This is a genomic window from Paenibacillus sp. IHB B 3084, from assembly GCF_001447315.1.
Lineage (GTDB): Bacteria > Bacillota > Bacilli > Paenibacillales > Paenibacillaceae > Paenibacillus.
Genome location: NZ_CP013203.1, coordinates 4,083,629 through 4,095,588, shown reverse-complemented (window position 1 = coordinate 4,095,588; position 11,960 = coordinate 4,083,629). Strand labels below are relative to the sequence as shown.

The 11,960-nt window shown below is 48.0% G+C and carries 10 protein-coding genes; 1 reads left to right on the top strand and 9 read right to left on the bottom strand.

What is annotated here, in order from left to right; translation table 11 throughout:
- Position 1: 1 nt before the first annotated feature.
- From ASL14_RS19225 to ASL14_RS19185, 9 genes are all read right to left on the bottom strand, one after another.
- Complete coding sequence (locus ASL14_RS19225; RefSeq protein ID WP_134913069.1) at positions 2-1,300, bottom strand: NCS2 family permease; 1,299 nt, start codon at positions 1,298-1,300, stop codon at positions 2-4.
- A 74-nt stretch (positions 1,301-1,374) separates the two neighbouring features.
- Complete coding sequence (locus ASL14_RS19220; protein ID WP_134913068.1) at positions 1,375-2,124, bottom strand: tRNA threonylcarbamoyladenosine dehydratase; 750 nt, start codon at positions 2,122-2,124, stop codon at positions 1,375-1,377.
- Positions 2,125-2,279: 155 nt separating this feature from the next.
- A complete protein-coding gene (aspS, locus tag ASL14_RS19215) occupies positions 2,280-4,058 on the bottom strand; it encodes an aspartate--tRNA ligase (RefSeq protein WP_134913067.1) in 1,779 nt (592 codons plus the stop codon).
- A gap of 152 nt (positions 4,059-4,210) precedes the next feature.
- The gene (gene hisS, locus ASL14_RS19210; RefSeq protein ID WP_134913066.1) at positions 4,211-5,455 is read right to left on the bottom strand and encodes a histidine--tRNA ligase; all 1,245 of its coding nucleotides are present in this window, start codon (positions 5,453-5,455) and stop codon (positions 4,211-4,213) included.
- Between the two features lie 685 nt (positions 5,456-6,140).
- Positions 6,141-6,614 carry a hypothetical protein gene (locus ASL14_RS19205; protein ID WP_134913065.1) on the bottom strand — a complete coding sequence of 158 codons (474 nt, stop codon included), beginning with the start codon at positions 6,612-6,614 and terminating at the stop codon, positions 6,141-6,143.
- Positions 6,615-6,676: 62 nt separating this feature from the next.
- Positions 6,677-7,183: a type 1 glutamine amidotransferase domain-containing protein gene (locus ASL14_RS19200; RefSeq protein ID WP_134913064.1), complete on the bottom strand. Its 507-nt coding sequence runs from the start codon at positions 7,181-7,183 to the stop codon at positions 6,677-6,679.
- A gap of 160 nt (positions 7,184-7,343) precedes the next feature.
- Positions 7,344-7,568 (bottom strand): hypothetical protein, encoded by a 225-nt coding sequence (locus ASL14_RS19195; RefSeq protein ID WP_134913063.1) that lies wholly within the window; start codon positions 7,566-7,568, stop codon positions 7,344-7,346.
- A gap of 41 nt (positions 7,569-7,609) precedes the next feature.
- Positions 7,610-8,056: a D-aminoacyl-tRNA deacylase gene (dtd, locus tag ASL14_RS19190; RefSeq protein ID WP_134913062.1), complete on the bottom strand. Its 447-nt coding sequence runs from the start codon at positions 8,054-8,056 to the stop codon at positions 7,610-7,612.
- Between the two features lie 138 nt (positions 8,057-8,194).
- Positions 8,195-10,372 carry a RelA/SpoT family protein gene (locus tag ASL14_RS19185; protein ID WP_134913061.1) on the bottom strand — a complete coding sequence of 726 codons (2,178 nt, stop codon included), beginning with the start codon at positions 10,370-10,372 and terminating at the stop codon, positions 8,195-8,197.
- Positions 10,373-10,640: 268 nt separating this feature from the next.
- Between ASL14_RS19185 and uraA the strand changes: the two genes are divergently transcribed.
- On the top strand, positions 10,641-11,951 hold the full coding sequence (uraA, locus tag ASL14_RS19180; RefSeq protein ID WP_134913060.1) for a uracil permease: 1,311 nt from the start codon (positions 10,641-10,643) through the stop codon (positions 11,949-11,951).
- Positions 11,952-11,960: the final 9 nt, after the last annotated feature.

Genomic DNA, 11,960 nt, shown 5'->3' with positions numbered 1-11,960 from the left:
ACTACACCAGAGAATGAAGCACAAAGTTAGCCACAAACAATACGGAAATGATATACAATGCGACAGGCACTTCCTTGCCGCGCCCTGCTGCCAGTTTGGCTACGGGGTAAGCAATAAAGCCAAATGCCATTCCGTCTACAATGCTATACGTAAAGGGCATCATCACCATGACCAGAAATGCAGGAAACGCCTCGGTAAAATCACTAAAATCCATCTCACGGACATTTTGTACCATCAGACCGCCAATGATGATGAGCACGGGCGCAATGGCACTATCAGGAATATAAGCTAGTAACGGAATGAAAAAGAAGGTTGCCCCGAATAAAATGGCAGTGACCAGCGGCGTCGCCCCTGAGCGACCTCCTGCTGCAATACCAGCCGTCGATTCCGCAGCCGCTACCGCCGGACTGCTCCCTAAAATACCGGCAAAAATATTGGTTACCGCCAGCACTCGCAAGCTGTTCTTGAACGTATCCGGTCTTCCGATCATGTTGGTCTGTGCAGCAATCATCCCAATGTTTTCGAACAGAACAATGAGCAGCAGCAAAAAAACAGCGATCCAGAAGGCTACCGAAACGATGCCTGAAAAAGATAGCTCGCCAAACAGTTGCCCATACTGCCGTACTGTTTCGGAGGTTCGCACTCCACTTGTCGGTTCTACAGCCCCCAGTACGTAGGCAAGTCCTGTTCCTGCCAAAATACTAATTAGCAGCCCTCCCTGAACGTTGCGCACAAATAACACAATAGCGAGCAGCAATGTTACGCAAGCCGTGATCACCTTCGGGTCATTAAAATGGCCGATCGCGACAAAAGTCGTTTGATGAGCAATTACAATGCCGCTTTTTTGCAATCCGATAAAGGTCAAAAACAAACCAATTCCTACCGTAATTCCGTGCTGTAAATTATGAGGAATCGCCTGGCTAATCAGCTTGTACAAGGACGTAAATGCAACAACGGCGAATATAATACCTGTAATGGTGACCACCATCAACGCTTCCTGCCAGCTCAGCTTCATAGAATGTACGAGCGTATAAGTGAAAAAAGCATTAATCCCCATCCCTGGTACAACAACCATTGGCGACTTTCCGCCAAAGGCCATAAGCAGGCAGCCGATAATCGACGTGAGCAGTGTACCCAGCATTGCCCCTTGTAATGGAATCCCGGCATCTGCCAAAATGGTCGCATTGACCATTACAATATATACAACGGAAAAATAGGAAATGGCACCAGCGGCCACTTCCTTTTTCCAATGATGCTCGGGTTTGAAACCGAGGCTTCTGGACCATAGTCCACCCTTCATACCAAAACCCTCCAGCAATTTGTTCGATCTGTTTGCAGCAAAGCTAGAAACGTACTACGTTTTATTTTTCAGACTTACACTCCAGCCTTGTTTAACAAATCTTTGACAGCTACACTAACCATGATCAATCCTGCCACGGGAGGTACAAAAGCATTGCTCGCAGGCGGCTGCTTCGCCTTCCGGATCTCAGGTGCGTTCGCAGGTACGATTTTTTTCGTAATCTCTTCACGCGGCTTCATCGGTTCCTCATCGGAGTATACGACCTTGACACCTTTTGTAATGCCTTCCTTACGCAGCTTGGTACGGATTACACGGGCAATCGGGTCCATTTTCGTTTGGGAGATATCCGCCACCTGAAAACGGCTTGGGTCCATTTTATTGGCAGCGCCCATACTGGAGATCATCGGAATCCCCCGTTTCAGACATTCCTTGATCAAATGAATTTTATAAATAATCGTATCCGAGGCATCCAGCACATAATCCAGATCGTACTTGAACAGCTCCTCATACGTTTCTTCCGTATAAAACATGTTCAGTGCAATCGCTTCACATTCAGGGTTAATCAGCTTCACACGCTCTACCATCAGATCGGCCTTTTTTTGACCTACCGTTGTCGTCAGCGCATGAATCTGGCGATTAATGTTGGTAATATCTACGACGTCTTTATCAATCAAAATGATGCGTCCAACACCGGTCCGCGCCAGCGCTTCTACCGCAATGGAGCCGACACCGCCGATACCCAGCACGGCTACCGTGCTATTTTTCATAACCTCCAGACCCTCAGTCCCGATGGCCAGCTCTGTTCGTGAAAATTGATGCAGCATATGGTACATATCCTCCCTCACTGATTTAGACACTATGCTTGAACTTCATGCATACAAACCATGAACCCATTATCCATAAGAGGGTAACGGGTTCATGGCATTTTATAAACTATTCACAAGCCCATGTAGGGCAATTGTAAAAGCAAACGTTCGTCTTAAGCTTTAGGAGTAACTGGCTTCGGAGCAAGACGGATATGAAGCTGCTCCAATTGACCTTGATCCACTTCGGACGGTGCGTCCATCAGCAAATCTGTTGCATTGGCTGTTTTCGGGAATGCAATGGTTTCGCGCAGGTTTGTACGACCTGCAAGCAGCATCACAAGACGGTCAAAACCGAAGGCAATACCACCATGTGGAGGCGTACCATATTCGAACGCATCCAACAGATAGCCGAATTTTTCATTAGCTACTTCCGGCGACAAGCCAAGAGCTTTGAACATTTTCTCCTGTACATCACGTTTGTAAATCCGCATCGAACCGCCGCCCACTTCGTAGCCGTTCAGTACGATGTCATAGGCCTGAGCACGAACTTGACCTGGGTCTGTGTCCAAGACGGCAAGGTCTTCGTCCTTCGGACGAGTGAACGGATGGTGTTCTGCTACATAACGTTTTTGTTCTTCATCATAGCCAAGCAACGGGAAGTCTACAACCCATGCAAATTTGTATACGTTGTCGTCGATCAGACCCAGTTGACGGCCAATTTTCAAACGAAGCGCGCCCAATACATCAGCGACTACTTTTTTATTATCCGCAGAGAAGAGCAGCAAGTCGCCTTCTTCAGCTCCCGTACGCTCTCTCAGAGCTTCGATTTCTTCCGGTGTAAAGAATTTAACGATAGGCCCCTTGAATTCGCCTTCTTTCACTTGAATCCAAGCCAGACCTTTGGCACCGTAACGTGCAGCATAAGGACCCAGATCGTCAATATCCTTGCGGCTCCATGTGCCACAGCCCTTAGCATTGAGGACCTTAACCTCGCCGCCTTTTTCAATTACAGAAGCAAATACCTTCACACCGCTACTTGCCACGATATCATTGACATGAATCAACTCAAGGCCAAAACGCAGATCCGGCTTGTCAGAGCCGTACTTGTCCATTGCATCGGCATGTGTAATCCGTTGGAACGGAGTTTCCAGTTCAACACCAACCGTCTCTCTGAACAGCTTCACCATCAGTTGCTCCATCATGGGCAGCAAGTCATCCTGTTGCATGAAGGAGGTCTCAATGTCGACCTGTGTAAATTCAGGCTGGCGGTCGGCACGCAAGTCTTCATCGCGGAAGCAACGTGCAATTTGGTAGTAGCGTTCTACGCCACCCACCATCAACAATTGCTTGTAAAGTTGTGGCGATTGCGGCAATGCAAAAAACTCACCCTCATGCACACGGCTTGGCACCAAATAGTCGCGTGCACCCTCCGGCGAACTTTTCGTCAAAATTGGCGTTTCTACCTCGATGAAATCTTCACCGTCCAGGAAGTCACGGAATACTTTTGCTGCTTTGGAACGCAGTTTCAACGTCTGGTGCATTTCCGGACGACGCAGGTCCAGATAACGGTATTTCAAACGCAGCGACTCGTCCACTTCGACGCCATCTTCAATGAAGAACGGAGGTGTTTTGGCTGCATTCAATACTTCAATTTCCGTAATACGCACTTCAATTTCACCTGTAGGCAGGTTCGCGTTAATGGTTTCGGCATCACGCTTGACCACTGTACCCGTAACCTCAAGTACGTATTCACTACGAACACGGTCCGCAATTTGCAGCGCGTCACCGGAATATGCCGGGTTAAACACGATTTGTACAATCCCGCTGCGGTCACGCAGGTCGATAAAAAGTACGCCTCCCAGGTCACGACGGGTTTGTACCCAACCGTTCAATGTAACTGTTTCTCCGATATGCGCATGGGTTAATGCGCCGCATTGATGACTCCTTTTCATAATACACACTCCTGTTTATGTTTTAGTGGTTGATGCTATCTGACCAGCCGAGGGAAGGTCCACCCGACTGAATGTTACTCGGTTACTTCAATATATATTTGTTGTCTCTCATGCTTACTGCATCACAGATGATAATAAAAGATGGTCTGGGTTTATCCCAGCTCTTCCACCAGTTGATCCAGCTTGACGGTACGCTGCTCGCCAGTTTCCATGTTTTTCAGTGCAATTTCACCGCGTACCAGCTCATCCTCGCCCAAAATCGCAGTATACCGTGCTTTAAAACGATCTGCTGATTTCATCTGTGCCTTCATTTTGCGACCCAGATAATCTCGCTCTGCGGAAAATCCGGCTTGACGCAGCTTGAACAGCTGTCTGGTCACTTCCGTTTCTGCCGCTTCACCCAATGCCACCATATAGACATCCAGCGGCTTGGCTTCGTTCAATTCGATACCCTGATGCTCCAAGATTAGCTGAATCCGCTCCAGTCCGATACCGAAGCCAATACCCGGCTGATCTGGTCCGCCCAGATCGCCAACCAGTCCGTTATAGCGTCCGCCTCCACCGATGGTGTCAATGGCTCCAATCCCTTCAGCTTTGAATTCGAACGCGGTCAACGTATAATAATCCAGTCCCCGTACCAAGCGCGGGTTGACTGTATATTCCACACCCATAGCGTCCAAATTTTGCTTCACCTTCTCAAAGTGTGTGCGGGATTCCTCGTCCAAGCTATCCAAAATGGAAGGCGCACCGCCAAATTTGTCCTGGTCATCCTTGCTATCCAGCACTCGCAACGGATTACGCTCAATACGCGCTTGGCTCTCCTTGGTCAACGTATCCTTGATCGGCAACAGGAAGTCCACCAGATGCTGGCGGTAGGCTGCACGACTGGCTGCATTGCCGACTGAGTTAATTTCCACCTTTACCCCTTTCAGACCCAGCTCACGGCAGAACTGATACCCGAAAGCGATAACCTCTGCGTCCAGTGCAGGATCTACCGCACCAAAAGCCTCAATACCGAATTGGTGGAACTGGCGCTGACGTCCAGCCTGTGGACGCTCATAGCGGAACATTGGACCGATATAATACAGCTTCGTTACATCCGGCTCCCCGTATAGCTTGTTCTCCACATAGGAGCGAACCACGCCTGCTGTCCCTTCCGGACGTAAAGTCATACTGCGCTTCCCTTTATCCTCAAAGGTGTACATTTCCTTTTCCACCACATCCGTCGTTTCACCCACACCTCGAACGAACAAATTCGTTTGCTCAAACATCGGTGTACGGATTTCACGATAATTAAAGCGGCGGCTAATCTCACGGGCTTTTTCCTCGACAAATTGCCATTTTTCTACACTGCCCGGCAGCAAATCCTGTGTTCCCGTCGGTTTTTGAAAGGCCATTAACGTATCCCCCCGTCGTTGTATTTCTTATTGTGCGCTTTTTTCTTGCTCCACTTTTCAATATAAAACAAAAAATCCCTCGTCCTGTTAGCATTAACAGGGACGAGGGATTGTCGTTTACAAATCACCCGTGGTACCACCCACATTCCGGAGTTACCCAGACAACCAGCGTAAGAATCACTCATTGCCCGTCAGCATTACACTGACTCCGCTCATACGTATAACGCCCGTAACGCGCAGTACGGCTAATATGCAGGATTATCCACTGTCGGCACAGTTGCAATGTACTTTCAGTAGGTATTCCTCGTTCGCCGCCTGTTCTCGGGGAGGTCATTCGTCCGCTCATCAAGGGAATTTTTACAGCCTAGAAATTCCTCTCTGCGCTTGTGGGTTCGGAGTACTTGGTCCCGTCATCAAATCAATTTCATTATTTTATGATTTTAATGAACTGCTTCGACAAAGTCAAGACTTTCCCCCGTAATAAGACAAATAAGTCCCTATAAAAAGAAAATAACCTGCGGAAACGGTCCGCAGGTTCAAAAGATATATCAAAAGGGGGTCATGCCGTTATTATAAACAACGAATATTAAGGAATGATGTTTCGAATATTACAATTGTATTACAGCCGTTCTATAACATCTGAATTCCTCAATTTATCGACAAGCTTGTGACGGTTTTTTCAGCTTTAATCCAATAATTGTGCTATATAACCGCGATTGGAACGGAGCTTATGAACGACCTCATCGTAGTCAGCATCGTTCACCTTCGCGGACAATACATACCGCAATTCATCCTGATCACCGTTAATGTAGGCGTCTGTCGCATGAAGTAGGCCTGTGTCGTGATCCGTCGTCCTGCTACGGTCTTCATTCAAATCCCTGCGTGCAGTGCCACGGTCAGCCTCGCCATTCTCCACCTCTGGAATAATGTTCTCACCATAAGCGCCAGCGGCGGGTATTGCTGCACCTGCAGCCCCTAACGTGCCCACAGCACCAGTGTTGTTATAGGGAACCAGCGGGATCAACACCCGCGTGTCCCTGCCGAGTGCATCATCCAGCGCGCCTACTTCCAAATGTTCCGTTCTATAGGCTTGGAGCGACGCTCTGGCACCCTCAGCTTCATCCTCCGTGCGAAAATAAGCCTGAATCTGCTTTGCCATATCAAATCCTCCTCAAATGGGAATTGTACTGGCATACATTTACAGAAGCATTCACAGTAAAATTACAACACCTTCAAGAGCTCACGCACAAAAGCAGGCTCATCTTTAGGTGTACGAGACGTAATAAAGTTACCGTCCACAACCGCCTCGCGATCCTCAAAATGGGCACCCGCGTTAATCAAGTCATCTTTCAAAGGAGGATAAGCTGTAATCGTTCGTCCCTGTAACAAACCAGCGCTCGCCAAAATTTGCGGACCATGGCAGATCGCCCCAATCGTTTTCTTGGCCTCGTTAATTTCAGTCACGAATTTGAGAACATACGCATCCAGACGCAGATTTTCCGGGGATGATCCGCCGGGAATAACAACAGCATCATAGTCACTTGATTCCACATCCCGAATGGCCTTTTCAATGGTGTAGCTTGCTTTACCTTGCTTGCCGTTCACCTTTTCGCCTTGTTTCAGACCGATAATATCCGCCTCATGCCCGGCTTTCTTTAATTCATCGTAAGGCACTTGCATTTCGGAATCCTCAAATTGATCAGCCAACAAAAACGCAATTTTACTCATAATCGTTCAGATCTCCTTTCCGGTTATCCTCAAGATGAGTTGTAATTTAAGTTTGTGACAAATTTTCATTTGTCTACCACGCTTTGTTATTACCCGCTTGATCTGTTTTTATAACAATTCGAAGCAGTGAAAAAGAAAAAGGAGCCTCTCGGCTCCTTCCCTACCTGCGCGGCAAAGCACCACGCCCCGGCTTGTCTATAGCTACTGCGACATGCTGTAATAACGTGTCACTCTCACGAGTGAGGCTGGTTGCCTCCTGAATACTACCGGGAAAAAGAAGTGCAGCGGTTCGATAACCGTCCACTTTTGGGGTTTGACGCATGGCTTCGTCTCTCCTGTCACCCTTAAGGCTATCCGCCTGGCTAATCACCAGCCGGGATGACATTATCGTCCCCCTGAACGGTCATTTTATGCTACTCAGCTCTACTACGACCGTTCGCTATCCAGAATCAGCGTTACCGGACCCCAGTTGGTCAATGACACATCCATCATAGCCCCGAAAATTCCCGTCTCGACCTCCAACCCCTTCGCACGAAGCTGACTGTTGAAAAAATCGTACAGCTTCTCTGCTTCCTCAGGCTTGGCCGCGCCCATGAAGTTGGGTCGTCTGCCCTTACGGCAGTCGCCATACAGCGTAAACTGAGAGACCGACAAAATAGCTCCGCCAACATCCAGCACACTGTCGTTCATTTTGCCTTCAGCATCCTCAAAAATACGTAATCCCGCTGTTTTGTCCGCTAAATAAACGGCATCGGCCGCCGTATCTCCCTGACCAATACCGACCAGCAGCATTAATCCGGTTTCGATCTTGCCGACCACCTTTTGATTAACCGTTACCTGAGCGTCTTTACAGCGTTGAATAATAATCTTCATCGCCTGTCCGCTGTCTCCTTTATCCTTGCCCTGTAAAAGCCACCTACAGGCTGCTCACGTCTCTTTTAGCGACATAACGGGTCTTTATACCCAAACTTCGTTACAAAGGCTGTAAACCTATTTTCACGTCCACAAGGGTTATTGCATAATCCGGTGAACGGTGTATACATCTTTCACCCGTTTGATCCGCTCTACAACAGAATGTAAATGATCCGTATTGCGAATGAGTATCGTAATGTGAATCATCGCCATTTTATTTTTGTCCGTACGGCCTGTAACGGCTGAGAAACTGGTTTTATTTTCGGAAATAGCCTGTAGTACCTCGTTCAACAAGCCGTTACGATCATGACCCGTAATCTCAATATCGACGCTGTAATTTACTTCTGCGGCTTCTTCCCACTCAACCTCAATCACACGCGCCTGATCTTCGCCCGTACCCGAAGGGATGTTAGGACAGTCCGTGCGGTGAACAGATACGCCGCGTCCACGTGTTACATAACCGATGATGTCGTCTCCCGGCACGGGATTACAACATCGTGCAAAACGTACAAGCAAATTGTCGACGCCTCTGACGCTGACACCATTGGTCGGTGTTTTTTTCCGTTCGCCCTGCGGTTTATATTCCTTGACCTCAGACGTCAACTCAATCAGTCGTGCCTCTTCTTGCTCCCGGCGCAGCTTTTCTGTTAGACGTGTGCAGACCTGCGCTGCTGTAATTCCACCAAAACCGATCGCAGACAACATATCCTCGATATCGTTAAAAGAAAACTTCTGCGCAACTTCCTGAAGCTTGTCGTCGCTCATCCACACCGAAGGCTCTATATCGCGTTTTCTCAGCTCGCGTTCCAGATTCTCACGGCCTTTTTCGACATTTTCCTCACGCTTTTCCTTCTTGAACCATTGCTTGATTTTACTGCGCGCGTGAGAGGACTGAGCAATTTTGAGCCAGTCCTGACTAGGTCCATAAGAATGCTTGGACGTCATAATTTCGACGATATCGCCGGTTTTAAGCCGATAGTCCAGCGGCACAATTCTTCCGTTGACCTTGGAGCCAATTGTGCGGTTCCCGACTTCAGTATGGATGCGGAAAGCAAAGTCCAGCGGAACCGATCCGGCTGGCAGCTCAATAACCTCACCTTTTGGCGTAAATACAAAAACAAGGTCAGAGAAAAAGTCCATTTTGAGCGATTCCACAAATTCTGACGCGTCCTTCGCCTCATTTTGCAACTCCAGAATTTCGCGAAAAAAGGTGATTTTATCCTCAAAATTGGTGTTATTCGAACCATTTCCTTCTTTGTAGGCCCAGTGAGCCGCGATCCCGAACTCAGCAGTACGGTGCATATCCACCGTGCGAATCTGTACCTCGGTTGGTTCGCCATTCGGACCTACTACTGTCGTATGAAGGGACTGATACATGTTGGCCTTAGGCATGGCGATATAATCTTTAAACCGCCCCGGCATCGGCTTCCACAATGTATGGATAATGCCCAGTGTGGCATAGCAGTCCTTAATGTTATCCACAATGATCCGAATCGCCAGCAAATCATATATTTCATTGAATTGCTTGTTTTTCGTCGTCATTTTTTTAAACACACTGTAAATATGCTTGGGACGCCCGGATAGATCGGCCTGAATGCCCATCTCTTCCAGCTTCTCAGCGATGCGTTCTATAACGTTATCAATAAACTGCTCCCGCTCTGCCCGCTTCTTATGCATCAAATTGGCGATGCGATAATATTGCTGAGGATTCAGATAGCGCAAAGCAATATCTTCCATTTCCCATTTAATCGCTGAAATACCCAGTCGGTTCGCAACCGGACAGAAAATTTCCAACGTTTCATAAGCAATCCGGCGCTGGCTTTCCTCGGACTGGTATTTCAAGGTACGCATGTTATGCAGACGATCTGCCAACTTGATGACAATGACGCGAATGTCCTGTGCCATGGCAATAAACATTTTTCGATAATTTTCGTTCTGTTGTTCTTCCTTGGAACGGAACTGGATACGCTCCAGCTTCGTCAGACCATCGACAAGCATCGCACATGTATCGCCAAAATGCTCGCGAATCTGCGCCAAAGACACCGTCGTATCCTCCACAACGTCATGTAAAAGAGCGGCGATAATGGAGATGGTATCCATCTGCATATTAACGACGATATCAGCAACCGCAAGCGGATGCAGAATATAAGGTTCACCGGACTTGCGAGTCTGGCCTGAATGGGCCTGCTCGGCAAAATCGTAGGCTTCCCTGATGCGGATAAGATCTGCTTCTCTGGTATAGGCCCCAGCCTTTTTAAGTAATTGCTCTATCCCCATTCTGCTCTATTCCGTGTCCTTTCTATGCAAAATGGAACCCGCCGATCATGTCGCGCAAAGGTTCCCTTTTAAAAGTGATTTCCTATAATTATGACGGTTACCACGTCACACGTCAACTATTACAGGTTTGGCATTGTCGTGTCATTCCGACACACTCGGTTCAATGAAATCAGGATTATTGGCGAAATGAAACGAATTATATTGAAAAAAATACGAAAAGTAATTAATGTATATAAGAATAATTGAAAGAACTAAGGAGTGAACTGCGTTGCAACGCGAAATTCAAGTTAATGAAAAGCTTCCGGCAGGACCCGGGTTCCTGCTCAGCGTACAGCATTTGTTTGCCATGTTTGGCAGTACCGTGCTGGTACCGAATATCTTCGGTGTCGATCCCGGCATGATTTTGCTTATGAACGGAATTGGCACATTGCTGTACATCTGGATCTGCCGTGGCAAGATTCCTGCCTATCTCGGCTCCAGCTTCGCTTTTATCGCTCCAGTTAGTCTCGTGCTTAAAAATAACCCCGGTGGCAATGGTTATGCCATGGCTCTCGGCGCTTTCATTGTTACAGGTATTATTTTCTGTCTCGTTGCGCTTGTCATTAAATATGCCGGAACCCGTTGGCTGGACGTAGTATTTCCACCAGCTGTTATGGGCTCCATCGTGGCGCTGATTGGTCTGGAGCTGGTTCCGGTTGCAGCAGGCATGGCGGGCATTATCAATGCCGATCCCACCAAAGCCTGGATCCCTGATCCCAAAACCATTATCCTTTCCCTTGTTACACTCGGGGTCACTGTTCTGGGAGCCGTGCTGTTTCGCGGGTTTGCCAAAATCATTCATATTCTGATTGGTATCGTGGTGGGGTATGTGCTCGCTTATTTTATGGGCATGGTAAATACGCAAGCAATTGCGGACGCTCCTTTTTTCGGACACCCTGCAATTACTACTCCAATATTTAACTCCTCGGCTATGCTGACAATTCTTCCAGTCGCTCTGGTGGTTATCGTGGAGCATATCGGGCATTTGCTTGTGACCAGCAACATTGTTGGACGCGAGCTGTCCAAAGATCCCGGACTGCATCGTTCGCTGCTGGGTAACGGTATCTCTACTATCTTTTCCGGCTTTGTCGGCTCGACACCCAATACAACCTATGGTGAAAATATCGGGGTCATGGCTTTAACGAAAGTGTACTCTGTATGGGTGATTGGCGGAGCGGCTGTCATTGCCATCCTGCTGTCCTTCTCAGGCACCTTCTCGGCGATTGTTTCCAATATCCCGGCTCCGGTCATGGGTGGAGTATCCTTGCTGCTGTTCGGTGTCATTGCGGCCTCCGGTCTGAGAATCTTTGTGGAGCAAAAAGTTGATTTTGCCAAGCCGACTAACATGCTGCTTGCTACGGTCGTACTTGTTGTTGGAATCAGCGGTGCTACACTCACTTGGGGCGCTGTTACCCTGAAAGGTATGGCACTGGCTACGATTATTGGCATTATCCTTAGCCTGTTCTTCAAGCTGATTGAAGTTCTTGGCTGGTCCAATGATAAAACTCAAGAACCCTTGACAGAAAAAACACCGGATTGATGCCTGTCT